The sequence below is a fragment of the Aquibacillus koreensis genome, from assembly GCF_025154055.1.
Lineage (GTDB): Bacteria > Bacillota > Bacilli > Bacillales > Amphibacillaceae > Aquibacillus_C > Aquibacillus_C koreensis.
The window spans coordinates 158,216-177,770 of the sequence record NZ_JAOALK010000033.1; the positions used below are offsets into that span (position 1 = coordinate 158,216).

At 36.8% G+C, this 19,555-nt stretch carries 16 protein-coding genes, 1 tRNA gene and 1 pseudogene; 10 read left to right on the forward strand and 8 right to left on the reverse strand.

What is annotated here, in order from left to right; translation table 11 throughout:
• Positions 1-276 precede the first annotated feature (276 nt).
• Positions 277-2,235 (forward strand): right-handed parallel beta-helix repeat-containing protein, encoded by a 1,959-nt coding sequence (locus NYQ66_RS09450; protein WP_259869089.1) that lies wholly within the window; start codon positions 277-279, stop codon positions 2,233-2,235.
• A gap of 64 nt (positions 2,236-2,299) precedes the next feature.
• Here NYQ66_RS09450 and NYQ66_RS09455 read toward each other — a convergent pair whose 3' ends face one another.
• Both NYQ66_RS09455 and NYQ66_RS09460 read right to left on the reverse strand, forming a co-directional pair.
• Entirely contained in the window at positions 2,300-2,716 is a 417-nt protein-coding gene (locus NYQ66_RS09455; RefSeq protein ID WP_259869090.1) for a universal stress protein, read from the reverse strand.
• Between the two features lie 45 nt (positions 2,717-2,761).
• The gene (locus tag NYQ66_RS09460) at positions 2,762-4,222 is read right to left on the reverse strand and encodes a SulP family inorganic anion transporter (protein WP_259869092.1); all 1,461 of its coding nucleotides are present in this window, start codon (positions 4,220-4,222) and stop codon (positions 2,762-2,764) included.
• 301 nt (positions 4,223-4,523) lie between these two features.
• Here NYQ66_RS09460 and NYQ66_RS09465 point away from each other — a divergent pair, with 301 nt between their 5' ends.
• Positions 4,524-4,706 (forward strand): helix-turn-helix domain-containing protein, encoded by a 183-nt coding sequence (locus NYQ66_RS09465; protein ID WP_259869093.1) that lies wholly within the window; start codon positions 4,524-4,526, stop codon positions 4,704-4,706.
• Positions 4,707-4,806: 100 nt separating this feature from the next.
• Here NYQ66_RS09465 and selA read toward each other — a convergent pair whose 3' ends face one another.
• From selA to selB, 3 genes and pseudogenes are all read right to left on the reverse strand, one after another.
• Complete coding sequence (gene selA, locus NYQ66_RS09470; protein ID WP_259869094.1) at positions 4,807-6,213, reverse strand: L-seryl-tRNA(Sec) selenium transferase; 1,407 nt, start codon at positions 6,211-6,213, stop codon at positions 4,807-4,809.
• 119 nt (positions 6,214-6,332) lie between these two features.
• Positions 6,333-6,521, reverse strand: a pseudogene (locus tag NYQ66_RS21500) (Rdx family protein); the annotation flags it as partial.
• Positions 6,522-6,619: 98 nt separating this feature from the next.
• A complete protein-coding gene (selB, locus tag NYQ66_RS09475) occupies positions 6,620-8,509 on the reverse strand; it encodes a selenocysteine-specific translation elongation factor (protein WP_311202015.1) in 1,890 nt (629 codons plus the stop codon).
• Between the two features lie 179 nt (positions 8,510-8,688).
• Between selB and NYQ66_RS09480 the strand changes: the two genes are divergently transcribed.
• Positions 8,689-8,785: transfer RNA gene (locus tag NYQ66_RS09480), tRNA-Sec, on the forward strand.
• 123 nt (positions 8,786-8,908) lie between these two features.
• On the opposite strand, the gene NYQ66_RS09485 is transcribed toward NYQ66_RS09480, so the two are convergent.
• Positions 8,909-10,018, reverse strand: a complete 1,110-nt coding sequence (locus tag NYQ66_RS09485) for a GGDEF domain-containing protein (RefSeq protein ID WP_259869095.1) — start codon at positions 10,016-10,018, stop codon at positions 8,909-8,911.
• Between the two features lie 322 nt (positions 10,019-10,340).
• On the opposite strand from NYQ66_RS09485, the gene NYQ66_RS09490 reads away from it, so the two are divergent.
• The gene (locus NYQ66_RS09490) at positions 10,341-10,955 is read left to right on the forward strand and encodes a flavodoxin family protein (RefSeq protein ID WP_259869096.1); all 615 of its coding nucleotides are present in this window, start codon (positions 10,341-10,343) and stop codon (positions 10,953-10,955) included.
• A 216-nt stretch (positions 10,956-11,171) separates the two neighbouring features.
• Positions 11,172-12,845 carry a ribonuclease J1 gene (rnjA, locus tag NYQ66_RS09495; RefSeq protein WP_259869097.1) on the forward strand — a complete coding sequence of 558 codons (1,674 nt, stop codon included), beginning with the start codon at positions 11,172-11,174 and terminating at the stop codon, positions 12,843-12,845.
• 60 nt (positions 12,846-12,905) lie between these two features.
• On the opposite strand, the gene chrA is transcribed toward rnjA, so the two are convergent.
• Together chrA and NYQ66_RS09505 are read right to left on the reverse strand one after the other, a co-directional pair.
• Positions 12,906-14,099: a chromate efflux transporter gene (gene chrA, locus NYQ66_RS09500; protein ID WP_259869098.1), complete on the reverse strand. Its 1,194-nt coding sequence runs from the start codon at positions 14,097-14,099 to the stop codon at positions 12,906-12,908.
• Positions 14,100-14,116: 17 nt separating this feature from the next.
• Positions 14,117-14,422 (reverse strand): PadR family transcriptional regulator, encoded by a 306-nt coding sequence (locus NYQ66_RS09505; protein WP_259869099.1) that lies wholly within the window; start codon positions 14,420-14,422, stop codon positions 14,117-14,119.
• A gap of 370 nt (positions 14,423-14,792) precedes the next feature.
• On the opposite strand from NYQ66_RS09505, the gene NYQ66_RS09510 reads away from it, so the two are divergent.
• The 5 genes from NYQ66_RS09510 to phnC all read left to right on the forward strand — a co-directional run bounded on the left by NYQ66_RS09510 (position 14,793) and on the right by phnC (position 19,477).
• Positions 14,793-15,794 carry a glycosyltransferase family 4 protein gene (locus NYQ66_RS09510; protein WP_259869100.1) on the forward strand — a complete coding sequence of 334 codons (1,002 nt, stop codon included), beginning with the start codon at positions 14,793-14,795 and terminating at the stop codon, positions 15,792-15,794.
• Between the two features lie 65 nt (positions 15,795-15,859).
• Positions 15,860-16,912: a selenide, water dikinase SelD gene (gene selD, locus NYQ66_RS09515; RefSeq protein ID WP_259869102.1), complete on the forward strand. Its 1,053-nt coding sequence runs from the start codon at positions 15,860-15,862 to the stop codon at positions 16,910-16,912.
• Positions 16,913-17,035: 123 nt separating this feature from the next.
• Positions 17,036-17,905: a phosphate/phosphite/phosphonate ABC transporter substrate-binding protein gene (phnD, locus tag NYQ66_RS09520; RefSeq protein ID WP_259869104.1), complete on the forward strand. Its 870-nt coding sequence runs from the start codon at positions 17,036-17,038 to the stop codon at positions 17,903-17,905.
• Positions 17,906-17,917: 12 nt separating this feature from the next.
• Entirely contained in the window at positions 17,918-18,673 is a 756-nt protein-coding gene (gene phnE / locus NYQ66_RS09525) for a phosphonate ABC transporter, permease protein PhnE (protein WP_259869105.1), read from the forward strand.
• Positions 18,674-18,706: 33 nt separating this feature from the next.
• Positions 18,707-19,477: a phosphonate ABC transporter ATP-binding protein gene (gene phnC / locus NYQ66_RS09530; protein WP_259869107.1), complete on the forward strand. Its 771-nt coding sequence runs from the start codon at positions 18,707-18,709 to the stop codon at positions 19,475-19,477.
• Positions 19,478-19,555 lie beyond the last annotated feature (78 nt).

Below are 19,555 nucleotides of genomic sequence, written 5' to 3' on the forward strand. Positions count from 1 at the left end.
CAATCTGATACACCTTTCACTTTGTAACCGCTATCATTATATAAAAAGCTTTTACTGCCTTTCCATAAAGTAAGGCAATGATTATCGAGATAGGAAGCTAATTTCATTTTAATTTGAACTATAGATAATTACAACTATATATTTTATTATCAATAAATAAAGTCTCTTATATTGGACTATAAAACAATATAATTTAAACATATTACATTTTTGAATAAATTAATCTTATATTTTGTTAATATAATTATATGAGACTGTACAAAAGGAGGTAATTACATGGGACTAGAATATCATGTAGCAAAACATGGTTCGGATCTTAATGTAGGAACAAAACAGGAGCCTTTCTTAACAATTAATAAGGCAGCGTCTATTGCAGTAGCAGGCGATGCCGTCGTTGTACACGGAGGAGAATATCGTGAATGGGTAAAACCAAAGAACGCAGGACTAAGCAATACTAGAAGGATTACATATCAGGCAGCTCAAGGAGAAAAAGTAGTTATTAAAGGTTCAGAGCGGATTAGTAATTGGGAGCACGTAGAAGAAACGGTATGGAAAGTAGTATTACCAAATGCTTTCTTTGAAGACAACAATCCATACCAAGAAGAAGTGTTTGGAGATTGGCTTTTCAAATCAAAGGTACCAAAACATTTAGGTGACGTATACTTAAATGGGATGTCGTTTTATGAAGCTGAAGCATTTGAACAGTTATTGAACCCCGAAGTGAAAACGGAGGTATTAGACAATTGGACTAGGAAAATAGTGCCTGTACATAACCAAAAGCAAACAAAGTATCTTTGGTTTGCAGAAGTCGATGAGAAAAACACAACCATCTATGCTAATTTTCACGATTCTAATCCAAATGAAGAATTAGTTGAAATCAATGTGAGGAAGTGTTGTTTTTATCCTGAAGAAACTGGTATTGATTATATTACCGTAAAGGGATTTGAAATGGCACAGGCTGCAACGCCATGGACACCACCTACAGCTGACCAACCAGGATTAATAGGTGCACATTGGAGTAAAGGTTGGATCATTGAAGATAACATTATCTATGATTCAAAATGTAGTGGCATTAGCATTGGAAAAGAAGTATCCACAGGACATAACTTCTCTTCGAAGCGACAAGATAAACCGGGTTATCAATATCAAATAGAATCTGTCTTTCTTAGCCTAGAAGCAGGATGGAGTAAAGAAAAAGTTGGTTCACACATCATTCGTAATAACACCATCTATGACTGTGGTCAAAACGCAATTGTTGGCCATTTAGGTTGTATATTTAGCGAAATAACGAACAATCATATATATAATATTGCATTAAAGCGCGAGTTTTATGGACATGAAATCGCAGGAATTAAACTACATGCCGCGATCGATGTACAACTACAGCAAAATCGCATTCATGATTGCTCTTTAGGGATATGGTTAGATTGGCAGACACAAGGTACAAGAATTAGTAAAAACTTACTGTACAGAAATAATCGTGATATGTATATCGAAGTTAGCCATGGACCGTACATCGTTGATAACAACATTCTGGCTTCCGAATATGCGTTAGATAACTATGCACAAGGTGGGGCATACGTTAACAATATAATTGCTGGAAAAATGGTGCATCGTAACATACTAAATAGATCAACACCATATCACGTTCCACATAGCACGAAGATAGCTGGATTCTCAGTTGTGCATGGAGGAGATGATCGCTATTACAATAATATCTTTATCGGTCATGAGTCATTCGAAGTCGTTGTTCCTGGGCGCAATGAATCCATGGAGGGTGTTGGTACTGCCCATTTTAACGGTTATACGACATCACTTGAGGAGTACAAAGAAAAAGTACACCAAAAACCAGGTGACGTTGAAATATACTTAAATGCAGATCAACCTGTTTATATACAAGATAATGTGTATTTGAATGGGGCGGTACCCTTTGAAAGAGAAAATAATAATTTCATAGCAGCGTCATTCAATCCGAAGTTTGAGGTCATTGAAGACGGTGATGAGGTCTACATTTCTTGTAGTCTGCCAGAAGCATTTGATAAAATACTTGGATTAACGCCAACAACAAAAAACTTACCAAGAGTAAGAATTGCTAACGCTGATTTTGAAAATCCAGACGGAACAGAAGTGATAATAGATTCAGATCTGTTAGGAATTCAGAGAGAAGAACATAGTAAAGTCGGTCCCATTTTAGATCTCGGAAAGGGACAAAATCGTGTGAAGGTGTGGGAGTAAAACTTTCATATGTACAAAAATAAGGAAGGCCTTCTAACAAAAGGCCTTCCTTTTTCCTATAACTCTATTTAACAATTAACACAGGACATTCAACCCGCTTGGCAACTTTATGACTAACACTACCAAGAATCATATCCTGTAGTTTATTTAAACCACGACTACCAACAACCACACAATCAAATTTCTCATCATTGGCAAACTTCACGATCTTCGGACCAGCTTCTCCGTGTAGAATATGAACATTATAATCTATTCCAGACTCTTCAAGCAGATCTTTAACTGGTTTAATCTTTCCTTTTCTCTCACGTTCTACCTCATATTTATCAACACTATGAAGAACATCTTCTTTCGATTTTTGACTGTCCACGACATACACTACATCAATTGTTCCTTGAAACATTTGTGCAAGTTTTATCGCATGTTCAGCAGACCTAATTGAGTGTTGCGAGCCATCTGCAGCTAACAAAATTTTATTATACAAATATGCCACCCCTATAATCAATCTTTCTCTATTTAAATTCGATTATTAATGTCCTGAAGCCTTAGATAGACCACCCATACGTTTTTTCAGATCTTTACTTTCTTCATTTAAACCAGTGTACGTTACTTTTATCTGATTTTGCTCGAACTTCATTTCAATTTTGTCCAACGCACCGATCGCAGAATCATCCCACAAATGAGCATTTGTTAGATCTATTTCTACTTCTTTCACTGTATCAGTAAAGTTAAACTTTTCTAGTAAATCATTAACGGAAGCAAAGAAAATTTGACCATGTACTTTATACACTTTTTTCTTACCTTCTAGTGCTACAATTTCATTTACTTTTACTTTAGATATCTTAGCAGCAAAGAAAATGGCACTCAATAACACACCTGTTAAGACACCGATGGAAAGGTCATGGGTCACTACAACTGTAGCCACTGTTACGACCATAACTAGTGCATCAGTTCGTGGGATCTTGTGAATATTTGTTAGTGATGACCAATCAAATGTACCAATCGATACCATAATCATGACACCAGCTAAGGCTGCCATTGGGATTTGTACTACTACGCCGCCCAAAACGATGATGAGGAACATTAAAAACACACCGGCTACTAGCGCTGATAAACGTCCACGTCCACCAGATTTCACATTAATAACAGATTGCCCAATCATTGCACACCCTGCCATTCCGCCAAAGAAACCAGTCACTACGTTCGCAATACCTTGACCACGGCTTTCTTTATTCTTATCACTCTCTGTATCTGTCATATCATCCACTATATTAGCTGTTAAAAGTGATTCTAGTAAACCTACAATCGCTAAAGCTAAAGAGTATGGGAAAATAATCATTAATGTTTCAAAGTTTAATGGAATATCAGGGATCAAAAACACCGGTAATTGCTGTGTAAGATTTCCTAAATCTCCAACTGTTCTAACTCCAATATTAGCAAAAATAGCAATTGCTGTTACGACGATAATTGCTACTAATGTAGATGGTACTGCTTTTGTAAATCTAGGTAATAAATAAATAATAGCTAAAGTTAATCCAACTAATGCATACATCACCCATGTCTCACCAACAAAGTGTTGTAGCTGTGAAGTAAAGATTAGAATAGCCAACGCATTTACGAAACCTACCATTACCGAACGTGGAACAAATTTCATAATGCTAGCTAATTTAAATACACCAAATAATATTTGTATAATACCTGTTAATATAGTTGCTGCGAGTAGATATTGTAGTCCATAATCCGCTATTAAATTGATCATTAAAAGTGCCATTGCACCGGTTGCTGCTGAAATCATACCCGGTCTTCCTCCAACAAATGCAATAACGACTGCTATACAGAACGATGCGTAAAGACCCACCATTGGGTCTACTCCTGCTATAATCGAAAAAGCAATTGCTTCTGGAATTAGCGCGAGCGCAACTACTATTCCTGACAGGATATCTCCTTTTACATTTCCAAACCACTCTTGTTTTAATTGTGTAATATCCATTTTGCACCTCATTTTATTATGTTTTGTTCTTTTGCTCCTCACAAAAGATGGATTCCGTAGACAACAAAATGAATAATATCACATAACCGTACATGCTCAAAACTACAAGAAAACGGAAACATTACAATCATTCTAGCTTATCCTCTATTTTCCTTCAACATAATACCCTATTTCACAAAACGCACAAAAAAGCACATTTCAGTATAACCATTTATAACTGAGTATAATTTGGTTTTATTTTTTTAATAAACAGTCGGTATTATGGTATGATACAAGTATGTTGATTTTTGGGGGCGGCCTTATGGAAAAAGAAATTATGACTGTAGCTCAAGTTGCAGAATATTTACAATTAAGTGAAATGACTACATATAAACTTGTCCAAGAAGGAAAAATACCTGGTTTTAAGATTGGTAGGCATTGGAGAGTAAAAAGAGCGGATTTAGATGAATTTATTGAACGTTTAAAAAATGGGGAAAGAATTTAACTCCTATATTGAATCGTATATGATCATGTAAAAAGGGTGCAAATAATATTTTGCACCCTTTTCATTTAGAAAAGAAGGTCCCAAAATGGGATCCTCCCTCTTAATCTTTCGCCAACTCTATAAAAACGGTCCCAACCTGATCCATTTCATCTTTCGAAATCGTTCTGAAATCCAATAATACCTTTTCATCCTTAATTCTAGCGATGATAGCCGGTTGACCTAGTCTTATTTTTTCTGCTAATTGTTTTGCAGTATAATGTCTGTGAGTTACAGCCACAACGAATGTTGGTATGTGCACATCGGGCATGGTTCCACCACCGATTTGTGACGTTGACTCTACCATCTCTACATCATAAATCTCTTGATAAGGTTCCAGTGTAGTTATGAATTGGCTACACTGTGCTTCAATCTCATCTAATGGCTTAAGGATGTCCCTTAAAGTTGGCAATTCTTGTCTAGCATGACCTGTAATGTAAGCTAACAGTGTTTTCTCTAAAGCAGCAAACGTCATCTTGTCCACGCGTAAAACTCTAGCAAGTTGATGTTTTTTCAACCGATCAATTAAAACCTTTTTCCCAACAATGATACCTGCCTGTGGCCCACCAAGTAACTTATCGCCACTAAAAGAAACAAGATCAACACCAGATTCAATTACTTCCCTCACAACTGGTTCCTCACCAATTCCCGCTTCTCTAAAGTCAAAAATGGAACCACTGCCAAGATCCTCGTAAAAAATAACGCCCTCACTTTTTTGTGTTAGCTCTACAAGAGCCTCCGATTCAACGGTTTGCGTAAATCCTATCGTTTTAAAATTGCTTGTATGTACTTTTAATATCATTCCTGTGTCTTCTGTTATCGCATTTTCGTAATCATACAAGTGTGTTTTATTGGTAGTGCCAACTTCTACTAAATGTGCTCCGCTTTCCTCCATTATGGAAGAAACTCGAAAAGATCCACCTATTTCTACGAGCTGCCCACGCGATACAATGACTTCCTTTTCTTTTGCTAACGCGCGAAGCACAAGGTACACGGCAGCAGCATTGTTATTCACAATCATTGCAGCTTCAGCACCTGTTACTTCCACTAACATTTCTTCTAGAATGTCATGTCTGGATCCACGCTTGCCTTCTTCGACATTGTATTCCAAATTAGAATATTGGCCAGCAACTTTCACAACATGCTCTATTGCTTTTTCACTTAGTCTTGCTCGTCCTAAGTTTGTATGTAATACGGTACCCGTAGCATTAATAACGTTCGTAATGCGGTCCCGTTCCAGTTGTATAAGTTTCTGTTCTGTCTGAGCCCAAATATAATCGGGTAGATTTTGACTAGTTATTTGTTCTTCCATCATTCCATTAACTAATACGTACCTAATATCATTTATTACTTGTTGAATTGCTTTTGTAATTTGTTCAGGCGTCTGTCCTAAACGTGTTCGTAGATCGTCAAACTGCACACTATGTTGAAGTTCATGTATGGGGGGCAGTTCACGTAGTAAATGCTTCATTTTATCTCCACTCCTTTACGGGAAACCACTTTCATTATAATTGGAATTGCGTGGATTACCAAATAGTATGAAATCAACATAAAAGACGATTCGGAAATTCCGAATCGCCATTGTAAAGATCACTTTAACTTTTCCATTTCATCAATGATAAGTTCAACAGTAGGATATTCTCCCGTTTTTAACTTAGAATAAACTAAATTCCCATTTACAGAAATCTCAAATGCTCCACCTGAACTTGGGACTAACTCCATATTGCTAATAGTAGAGCGATAATGTGTAAATAACTGTTCCGCAAAACTTGCGGCCTTTGGTGCGTAGTTTCACTGCATGCAAAATTCAATGGATACCTTAAAGCTCATATTAAATTCCTCCCTAACCTATTGTAAAAATCACTAGTACCTTTATTTTAACCCCAATACCTTTCACTGTCATGTCGTTTGGTTATACCTAGTTCATCTAACAGTTCTAGGATAGGGATTAAATACTTTCGCGATATATTCCAGACTTCTTTTGCATCATTTAAGCTAAAGGAATCCTCCGTATTTTCTTTTAATCGTTTAATCGCATCTTCCAATGCAGTTTTGTGTATAATTAAATCTTCTGTTAAACGATAAGCTTGATTCGTTTGAAGTAAGAAGACTTCTAGTTCATCCCCTTGTTGTGAAGAAATCGTGGAGTTGTTCACATATTCCTCCCACTTTTGAACGGTTAACCCATCGTTGTGAAGATCTTCTATAACCTCTTCCATTCGCTTCTCCCATTTCTTAGGTAAATGGGGTTGAAAATCTGCTTTTGCAATAAATTGATTTACCTTTTTCAACCGCTCTTCTTCTATGAAAGTTTCAATGGTGTATTCCATCATTATTTTCGGATAGCTTCCATCCAGGGACTGAATCATCTCTGCTTTATTCATTCCAAGCCGCATTGGATAGGCCTCGTGGTAAGAAACGATCTGATCTAGGATCGTTTCTCCTAGACGATCCACTAATAATTTTAAAGTGTACTTCCCCTTCGGTAATGGAATGATTGCATCTTCTTTTAAAATCTGTTTTACCTCATCTATATCCAAGGAAGTAGCTTGAACCAATTCATCCACTGATAAAAGGAAGTGATCCTTCAGTGCATCTGTCACCAAGTCTTTCGGAGACCCTTCTTTTTTCTTTTGAAGCATCTCAACTGTTTTCTCTCCAAAACGATACGTGTCACCCTTTGGATCGATAACCCAACCACCACCAATGGTCTCTACCGGTGTTGGACGTCGCAAAATAAAACGATCCCCTCGACGCACTACAATCTCTTTTTCAAGGCGCACCTGACATAAAACTTCCCCTACATTTTCTTGCACGACATTGCGATCAAAAAAGACAAGCTTCCCCATCACCTCTGAAGTACCTACGTGCATTTTCACAGGTGCTCGTTGCTTAACTGGAAATTGGAGGTCATCCACAAATCGTATTGAGACATCAATCGTATCCGTAACTAGGAAATGATCTGAAGATACCAACACATCCCCTCGTTCTATGTCTTCACGGTTAGCTCCACCAAGGTTGATCGCTGTTCGCTGCCCCGCATGGGCGACTTCGACATCTTGATGGTGTACTTGAATATTTCTCGCTCTAACCTTTTTTTCTAAAGGTAAAACAACCAACGAGCTAGCTTTATGTACAGATCCTTCATACACTGTTCCGCGTACAATCGTACCTTGTCCCTGTACGGTAAAAACCTGATCAATCGGCATTCGAAATGAACCATGCCGATCCCTAAAATCCATTTGTTCTAATTTTTCAAAAATCGCTTGCTTTAGCTCTGATAGTCCTTTTCCTGAAACACTGTCCACAAAAAACATCTGTGCCTCATGAAAAGGGCTCGATTCTAGCGTTTCCGTGATATCTAAAGTTACAATATCTAGCATTTCATCGTCCACTTGGTCTATCTTCGTAATAACAATGATTGCCTGTTTTATTCCCAGGAATGATAGGATTTCTAAATGTTCCTTTGTTTGAGGCATAACGCCTTCATCAGCAGCAATCACCATCATGACTAGATCAATTCCTGCTACTCCAGCAATCATCTGCCGGATAAAACGTTCATGACCAGGAACATCTACAATCGATACATGTATATTTTTTTCTGTTTTAATTGGGGCATAGCCTAGTTCGATTGAAATCCCACGTGCTTTTTCTTCCATTAATCGATCGGTATCTATATTGGTTAGTGCTTTTGTTAACGTAGTCTTCCCATGGTCAATATGACCAGCCATGCCGACTGTAAAATACTTTTCTTTCAACTTAGCCACCCATCTCTTTTCCTGCCATTTACTACTTACTTTAATCTCCAAAACTTTGATATTCAAGTAAGAAGAGTTAGTAGTGAGTGATTTCCACTAAAAAAAACTTCTCATCACTTTCTGAGTGAATAACTTGTTCAATAAAAAGGTAATATGTATAATGAATTTTGTTACGTAAAAAGCACTATGGGGTTGGATGGGTGACTGGTGTCCCCCTGGGTCTTCAAAACCCTGAGGGAGGCGCGTGTCGTCTCCGGTGGGTTCGATTCCCACACAGTCCCGCCAAACCTTTATGAGCAAATATAAAACACCCTACAATGATAACAGTGTAAATTCAACTTAAGATTTATACTGTTACTTCCTATGTTTATATTAGATTTTTCCTTCCTTAAAATCACATTTATTTCTTCAAATAATACTCGTATTACTTTTATCGTTATACATCTTCTTATCAACCTTTGAATAGAGTTCATCCACTGTCATATTTTCCAGATATTGCTGATACCCATAACTAAATGTAAGTTGATTGATAAACGTAACATCATGATTCTTTAACAAGTGTTCAACGGAAGAAATATATTGTTCCACTTTTGTATCTGATTTTTCAATCACAACAATAAATTCATCTCCCCCAAGCCTTGAAACTAAGGAATTCGTGTGAAATACCTTTTTTAATACTTGGGCAAATGCTATAAGTACTTGGTCCCCTTTGTCATGTCCATATTGATCGTTAATTTCTTTGAAATTATCTAAATCAATCAGGATGACACCAAACTTTTTATTTACCTCAATGAAGTGTTGTACATATGTTTCATAGCTATGTCGGTTATATATCTTAGTAAGGTAATCTTCTTCAGACGATGAGGTTTCTAAAAATATGTAAGCAACTAATATACCTAATACAATGGATGTCCAGGAAAAATACAACCTTGATTCAAACAACTGGACTACCATACCAATTATGGGGAGCATGAAAAACACTAGAAAGATGCTCAAAGCGTAGAATCTAATTCTTTTTCTATTTAAGATCAAGAGGAGGAACATGTAGACGTATAGACTTGCGAGTACTAAATAATGCAACCCCTTATAATCTCCACTACTAAAACTAACCGTTTCCGGATTTATTTGAAAATATAATGGATAAAAAATATTAATGATAAGGATTATAAAAGTAACTGCACTTGCACCTTGATAAAATCTTTTTTTATAAATTCGTTTTGGATCCTTAAATAAATGATAATCTACATACGATAGCATCAAGCCACCTAATATAGGTCCAATCATAAACAAGATGAAATTAGTAGAATACTCCAGAAAATAGGCTCCAAAGAAAGTCATGCCATCAAATATCCATGTCAATGGTTCCATGATAATCGCTACAGCACTAGCAATCATTATATATTTGAGTATTTGTTTACTGTAACTTTTCACTTTTGATTTTGTTTTTATAATTAGATACAGCACGATCAGTATAACTATTGCAAAAATATTTATTTGAAACTGGACTATATAATGCATATAGTTTCCCCCATTATTCTTATGTATTAAAATAATTATATTCTGCAAACGCATAAGAGTCAAAAGTCCTATTTCATTTGATAGAGATAGCGCTTCTTTTTGCATGGAAAACGCCCGACAATGAAAGACTTAAGTTATTATAACTATTCTACTGTTGTTATTAAACTCACTCTTTCTCCCTAGACTTAAATTCAAGATTTTCAGTTTCTAAATATGCAATTCTTAGTTTGAATGGGATTCGCACGTGGAATCGGTAGTAACATATTATCCACAAACGGCGTAGATTTAAATGTCGTCTATAAAATAGGAGAGGAGATAGAGTATGAAAGCAATATATTTGAATACCTCATTAAAAACGAGTGATGAAGAGTCAAACACAAGCGCCCTGATTGGTAAATCAAGAGATTGGTTGGAAAAAGAAGGAATTGAGACTGAAGAACTTAGAATAACAGATTACCATATTTCATTTGGGATGAAGCCCGATATGGGTGATGGTGACGAATGGCCAATAATCTTAAAAAAAGTATCTGAAGCAGATATTATTGTAATTGGAACCCCTATTTGGATCGGGGAAAAAAGTAGTGTTTCTACCTTAGTGATGGAGCGTTTGTATGCATCTAGTGCAGAAACCAACGAACATGGACAATCGATTTATTATAATAAAGCTGGTGGTGCTATCGTTACTGGCAATGAGGATGGGGCAAAAGAATCTGCAAAATCAATTATTTATGGTTTACAGCATATAGGATTTACCATTCCCCCAAATGTGGATGCATACTGGGTTGGAGAAGCTGGACCAGGACCATCCTTTATTGAGAGTGGACAAGATAATAATTTCACACAACATAACACGAAGACACTTTCCTATAATTTAATCCATTTTGCTAGACTTCTGAAGAAACACCCCATACCAGCACAAGGAAATTTGTTAGGATAATTACGCTATCAGGCATTCTTCCTAAAGTTAGCACACTTTTATCATAAATCCGAATAAAATATTTATTCGGATTTATTACATATATATCCCCTCAATTAACAACAGTTAGCTTTGCAAACTTAAACAATTCCGTCGCTTTCTCACCATCCAGTTTTCAACAAACCCGATTGCTGTGTTAAAATGAACAAACAATCATTTTAGAACGGAGTAGTAATTATGACAACCATTAAAAATCGTGATTTAGCAGTTTTTGCCCTCGGTGGTTTAGATGAGATTGGTAAAAACATGTATGTTGTTGAATATAAAAAAGAAATTATTATCATTGATTCTGGTATAAAGTTCCCAGGGGATGAGTTATTTGGAATTGATTATGTAATCCCTAACTACACTTATTTAATTGAAAATAAGGAAAGAATAAAGGGTCTTTTCATAACCCACGGGCATGAAGACCATATCGGGGGGATCCCGTTTTTATTAAAGGAAATCAACATCCCGATATATGCAGGAAAATTGGCACTTGAACTGATAAAAGAAAAATTGAAAGAACACGGACTCTTTGGGAAAGTGAAGCTTTATGAAATCGAAGAGAACAAAGTCGTCCCTTTTAAAGAGGTAGCGATTGATTTTTTCAAGACGACACACAGTACACCAGATTCCTATGGGATTGTTGTGAAAACGCCCATTGGTAACATTGTACATACTGGAGATTTTAAATTTGATTTGACTCCGATCGGAAATATGGCTAACTTATCTAAAATCGCTGATATCGGAAAAGAAGGCGTGCATTGCTTACTTTCGGATAGTACCAATAGTGAGATTCCAGGATTTTCTATGTCTGAAATGGAAATAAGTAAAAGCATCCATGAATTATTTAATCAGCTTACTGGAAGAATTATCTTTGCAACTTTTGCTTCGAATATGTACCGTTTTAAACAAGCGATTGATGTTGCGGTAATCAATAAAAGAAAAATAGTAGTTCTCGGTCGAAGCCTTGTGCGGGCAGTAAGAATTGGACAAGAGTTAGGCTATATCAAAATCCCAGATGATACATTAATTAATCCATCAGAGATGAGAAATTATCCGGATGATAAAATCCTGATTATTTGTACTGGTAGTCAAGGTGAGCAATTTGCTGCTTTATCAAGAATGGCGGATAAAAGACATCCGCAAGTGTCTATCGGGAAAGATGATACAGTCATTTTCTCTTCTTCCCCAATCCCAGGTAATGCCATTAGTATTAATCGGATTATTGATAAATTAAGCCGAAGTGGAGCTAGAGTGATCCATCATAAATTAAGGAAAATCCATACATCTGGCCATGGTGCCCAAGAAGAGTTAAAACTGATGTTAACATTGCTTAAACCAACATTTTTTGTTCCGATACATGGGGAATACCGTATGTTAAAAAAGCATGTTGATCTAGCGAACGAATGTGGCGTACCATATGACCATTCTTTCATCCTAGACAATGGTCAAATCCTAGAAATGAATCAAGATCATGCCAAGGTTACTGGAAGTGTTCCTGCAAATCCTGTCTATGTGGATGGGCAAGGAATTGGTGATATAGGAACAATTGTACTTAGGGACCGAAAAACACTTTCTGGTTCAGGGATATTACTAACGCTTATCACGATCGATAAAACAACAAAAACGATCGTATCCGGACCCGAAGTGATCACAAGAGGATTTGTTTTTATGAGGGAATCTGGAGAGTTATTAAATAATATAAGTAATTTAGTTGATAAGACAGTCACTAGTTCCCTGCAGGCAGGAGATATGAAATGGTCGAGCCTAAAAAATAGTATTTCAGACGTAATTGGTCCTTATATTTATAAGGAAACAAAAAGAAAACCGATGATTCTTCCTATTATTATGGAGGTAAGGTCTTAGGATTAATAACAAAAGGGACCAATGAAGGTCCCTTTTTACATGCCTATATTTCAAACATCCTTATAACGTTATCAACTGCAGAACATACCCACCTACAACACCTAAAATAACAATCAACCAAGCAGGTACTTTCCAAATGTTCAACAATCCAAATAATAGGACAGCTAAAGCAAAGTCAGTAGTACTGAAAATAGAACTGCTAACCACTGGATCATAAAAGGCAGCTAATAAGATACCTACAACACTCGCATTGACCCCCATTAGAACACCTTGAAAACTTGCTCGTTTACGTAATTCATTTAAAAACGGTAAAGCAGCAATGATGAGTAAAAATGAAGGTAGAAAAATGGCAATGGTTGCTATAATACCCCCAGTAACTCCCTCCATCATCGTTCCAAGGTAACTAGAAAACGTAAATAGTGGTCCAGGTACCGCTTGTGCCATCCCATAACCAGCCAAAAATTCATTTGCTGTCATTAAGCCTGTAGGTACCACTTCGCGTTCAATCATTGGTAATACAACATGTCCACCACCAAATACGAGCGATCCAACTCTAAAAAAGATATCAAAGATATTAAGAAAAGGGTTGTCTGATACTCTATTTAAGATCGGCAATATAATAAGTGCACTGATTAAAATGCCTAAAGAAGTCACGCCAAGTTTTTTTGAGATATTAACAGAGAAAGGTTGAACCTTTGATTCGGCTTTATTCGTAAAAAATTTAAATCCTATTAAACCAGCTGCTACAATAATTAATATTTGCATCCACGCCGATGGGTACAATAACATGATACTAGCAGCCACAATCGCAATCGCTAGACGGGATTTGTCAGGTGTTAATTTTTGCCCTAATCCTATTAATGCATGTAGGACAACAGCCGCGGCAACGATTTTCAAGCTGTGTATAAAACCAGCATCATCTAAAGAAAATGTTTGATACATAAAAGCAAACACGATTAACACAATAATGGATGGTACTGTGAATCCAAACCAGGAGATAAGCCCTCCAAGTAACCCTCCTCGTAACATACCAATCGATATACCTACCTGACTACTAGCAGGACCTGGGAGGAATTGACACACAGCGATAATATCCGCATAGGTTCGATCATCTAACCATTTACGACGGTCAATATATTCATCTTTAAAATAAGCTAGGTGCGCGACAGGTCCTCCAAACGAAGTTAATCCTAATTTTGTAGAAATGAACAATATTTCAATGAGTGTTTGCAATTTATTTTTTTGCTTCGACATAGGTGATCCCCTCCATATTATTTTATTTCTTTAAACAATTCATAGGCTTTGGCTCTAGCTTCTTCCAATATCACTTCGCCCTTTTCCGTAGCTCTATAATATTTTCTTATCTTTCCATTAACATTCTTCTCACTTTTGATGAGTAGTCCATCTTTTTCCATGCCATGTAAAATTGGATAAAGCGTACCAGCACTCATCTCATAGCCATGTTCATGTAACTCCTCAAGCATCCATGATCCATATATAGGTTCTTCTTTTGCATGGTGCAAAATGTGAATATGAATAAATCCTAAAAATAGTTTACGCAAAACCTTATTATCCAATCTACTACTCCTTTCAAAAACGAATATCAATATCGAATATCAATATCGGTTTTCATTCTATCTTTTTTCTATCATTCCATGCAACATGAATTAAAATTCTTTACAATGATTTTACATTTGCACTTTTAATACAAAAGGGGGGCTACCATATCTTCAACAAGACAAATTATTTTTTGAAGTGATTGCATTATGCTAGAATTAATTTTATCTAATCAGAGTCCACATTTAAGAATAGACTCACTGTACCCACCAACAGTCGTAACATAATTTATCGTTTGTTACGGCTTTTTTTAAACTTTTGAAGACTGTGTTATTTTTTAGATTTAAGAGAAACAATAAATGAAAGTAACGACTAAAGGATGAATAAAGAATGAAAATCGTTTTGGCTACTCCAAATTTTCATCAACCTCGCGGAAATACGATAACCGTTCAACGCATGGCAGATGGTTTAGAGAAAATTGGAGTACATACACAAATTATCTCTATTACAGAGGACAATGATATAACTACTTTACCGGAATCAGATCTAGTTCACGGTTTTCATGCATATCGTTTTTATACTTTTATGCAGGAATTAACAGTGAAACCAAAAGACTATATCGTCACGATTACTGGTACGGACCTAAATCACAACTTATATGATAAAGATACTCGTAAGGACGTGATTGCCTGTTTACAAGGTGCACGCGCTATTCATGTCTTCCATGAGGAAGCAAAGCAAATGATTAGTACAGAAGTCCCTGAAGTTACAGATAAACTTCAAGTACTAGCTCAAGGTGCGAGTACTTTTCCACCAATGGGCATCATTCAGCAAAAAGAACCGGGAACTTTTTTATTCGCACTGCCTGCCGGTGTAAGAAGGATCAAAAACATACCTTTTGCGATCGATACGCTTCGTACGCTTTATGAACAGGATTCCTCTATCCGATTATGGTTAATAGGACCAATTTTAGAAGACGCGGAAGGTAACGATGTGAAGGCTTTAGTAGAGGAAAATAAAGAATGGGTTACATATATCGGAAAGGTTCCTCACGAAGAAATGGGTGCTGTTTATCATCAAGCTGACTGTATTTTGAATACTTCTTTCTCAGAAGGGCAATCATCAGCAATCCTTGAAGCTATGGCAAATGAAGTTCCTGTTTTAGTTGCTAATAATGAAGGGAATGCTAGTATTGTGCAACACGAAAAAACAGGATTCTTGTACGAAGATGCAAGCAAGTTTCTTGACTACGCGAAACAAATAATCAATGATATCAGTCTAAGGGAAGAATTAGTAGCAAACGCTAAACACTATATAGAAGAAAATCACTCGAGTGAGCACGAGGCTACATTCTTACTACAATTGTACGAAAGTGTATTAACGAGCAATTAGCTTTATTATACACTTCGATTTCTATCATATTGAAAAAGAATTTGTTAAACATAGGAGTGAGATACATGTCAAAAAAAGAAGAGATCATCAAATTAACTTCTTTATCTACAAAAGGTGGTTGAGGATGCAAAATTGGTCCTGAAGACCTGTCGCAGGTGCTGCGACACTTACCCAAATCTGTTCCAGATCCAAATTTATTAGTCGGTTTAGATACCTCTGATGATGCAGGGGTGTATAAGATTACAGACGATATCGCATTAGTGCAAACGTTAGATTTTTTCACACCGATCGTGGATGACCCATATATGTTTGGCCAGATTGCTGCGGCTAATGCCTTAAGTGATGTCTATGCAATGGGCGGGAAACCAATTACGGTCATGAACATCGTGGGATTCCCAATTAGTACATTAGACAAAAGTATTCTAGCAGATATCCTAGCTGGTTCTTCAGATAAAGTCAGAGAATCTGGTGCTGCTCTTGTTGGTGGACATTCGATTGATGACCAGGAACCAAAGTTCGGATTATCTGTAACTGGGACAGTCCATCCAGATCGTATTCGAGCAAACGTTGGTGCCAAGCCTGGTGATAAATTAATCTTAACAAAACCAATTGGTGTAGGTATTTTAACAACTGCAATCAAAAAAGACTTGCTTGATGAGGCTGCCTTAAATGAAGTGATGGAAGTAATGGCTACACTAAACAAAGATGCTGCAGAAGCGATGGAAGACTTTCATGTAAATGCATGTACAGATGTTACTGGATTTGGCCTGCTAGGTCATGTACGTGAAATTGCAGAAGGTAGTAATGTTGGGATCACCATCAACTATAACGATGTGCCACTACTCTCCAATACAAAAGAATTGGCTAATCAACAAGTAATTCCTGGTGGCACAAAGAAAAACCACCAATGGTTAGCTAACTGTATTGCATATGGCGAACACATTTCCGAAGTGGACCAACTGATTCTTTGTGATGCCGTTACTTCTGGAGGACTTCTCATTTCTGTTCCTGGAGATGAAGCGGAACAGTTACAAGAAAAATTACAAGCTAAAAGTGTACCTTCCGCCATTATCGGTACTGTAACAGAAGATAATCCGTGTAAAATAAAGGTAATATAATAACTGAAATAAATGATCCTATACGATAAAGAAGGACTCTCCTGCATAGGGTCCTTCTTTACCTTTATCAATCGGCTCAAAGAAAAATAGTAAATTAAAAAGTAAATCAAAGAGGTGAAAGCTATGAAACAAAGAATGTTAGCTATACTATTAGTATTACTTACAGTTATTCTTACAGCTTGCGGGGAGGAAGAAACAGAGCCCTTTACAATTGGTGTAATTCCTGCACAAACAGAAGGCTCGATGGAAGGTGCAATGGATAAGCTTCAAACAACTTTAACAGAAGCATTAGATCGAGAGGTTTCCGTAGAAGTGTATCCTGATTATAATGGGGTCGTTGAAGCGATGAATTATGACAACATAAACATGGCTTATTTTGGACCACTAACATACGTTGTTGCACATGAAAAAAGTGGTGCAAAAGCAATTATTACCCAACTCATTGATGGAGAGCCTTTTTACTACTCCTATGTCATCACGCACACAGACAATCCATGGAATTCTATGGAGGACTTATTAGATAATTCAAGTGATGTTGACTTTGCGTTTGGTGATCCTAACTCTACTTCTGGGTCGTTAATTCCAAGTATAGAACTACAAGATCGTGGTGTTTATACGTCAGAGGATGAGCACGCTTTTAACTCTGTACGTTACACTGGCTCTCACGATGCGACAGCACTTGCTGTACAAAATCAACAAGTCGATGCCGGCGCTATAGATAGTGCCATTTACAATCAATTAGTGGAAAGCGGCAAAATCGATGGAGACCAACTGAAAATAATCTGGGAGTCTGATCAATTATTCCAATATCCATGGGCAGTTCACAAAGATACGGATCAGGAAACGATTGAAAAACTTCAAGAAGCCTTCCTAGCTATTGAAGATGAAGAGATCTGGGACGCTTTTGGTGCAACTGGTTTTACTACAGCTACCGATGCTGACTATGAAAGTATAAAAGAAGCTGCGATTAGACAAGGAATTATCGAAGAATAGAGCTGATATAACGTGTGGTTTAAACGTAAAAACATAGGTACTGTTATCGTACTAATCATTTTAATCTATATAAGCATGCGATTAACAGAGTTTGATTTATCCAAGTTCAAAGATTTTCGGAACATGATCGATTTTCTATCACAGTGGTTTCCAATGGATTATTCAAAACTTCCAGATATGATCGAGGATAGTTTTGAAACGCTTGCACTTGCTTTTCTAGGAAGTTTCCTAGGTTTACTAATTGCTTTACCAATTAGTTTCACAGCTGCTTGGAATACCGCGCCATCCAAATGGATTTATCATAGTTCTCGTTTTATCTTAAGCTTTATGCGATCGATACCTGAGATTGTACTTGGACTTATTTTCTTAACCGCACTAAGTTTAGGACCATTCCCTGCTGTCCTTGCAATTATGTTTCATAATATAGGCGTATTAGGAAAACTCATTTCAGAACTGATTGAATCCTCTGATCCAGGACCACAAGAGGCAATGAAAGCTGTGGGAGCGAAGAAAGGGTTTGCTTATTTATTTAGCATCATCCCACAGATTTGGCCGAATGTGCTCTCTCACTATTTTTATCGGTTTGAGGTTGCCATTCGAACATCATTAATTCTTGGCTTTATCGGTGGTGGTGGAATCGGACAACGTTTGTTTAATGATTTTAAAACATTTCAATATTCATCTGTATCGCTCGATGTACTGATCATTATGGTAATGGTAATTGCGGTTGATTTATTTGGTAGTCATGTTAGGAAAAGAATTATTTAAATCACTGCCATAGAAGTTATTGGAGGAAATAACATGTTAGAAATAAAAGATTTGTCTGTTCGCTTTCAAGGAAATAAGGATGATGCATTATCGCACATCAATCTCTCATTTGAAAAAGGAGAGTTTGTTTGTATTCTTGGAAAAAGCGGTGCAGGCAAATCCACTTTCATTCGTTGTCTAAATGGACTTCAAAAGCCAACAACAGGTGAAGTTTACTGGAATAATCACTCTCTCTTTGATATGAACGAGGAGCAACTTCGGAAGATCAGACGCGAAATGGGAATGATTTTTCAACATTTTAACCTAGTCCCTCGCCTAACCGTTATGCAAAATGTTTTAACTGGAACATTTGGTTATCGCTCTACGTTTAAAAATTTGCTTGGGTTATTTTCTGCTGAAGAAATCAACCGTGCAAAAGAGACAATAGAAGATGTTGGACTAACGGATCAGATCAACAGAAAAGTAGAGTTATTAAGTGGCGGGCAAAAACAGCGTGTTGGAATTGCAAGAGCATTGTTACAACAACCAAAGGTATTTCTTGGAGATGAGCCAGTATCCAGTCTCGATCCTGGAACATCAAATCACATCTTTAATCTCATTCAAGACATACACAATCAACATCAATTACTAACGATTATTAATGTACATGATGTACATTTAGCCAAGCGTTACGCTACACGCCTGATTGCTTTAAAAGATGGTAAAATGATCTTTGACGGTAGACCGGAAGAATTTGATGAAGAGAAATTTCATGTCACATATCATGCTGCTTCTAATCAATTAGATGAATTGCCTGTTCACTAATGCGTTAATTTTTTGTACGGAGAAGGGATTGGTAATATGATAATCAAAAGTCCATGAGTTGTTGACCAATCAAGGGTC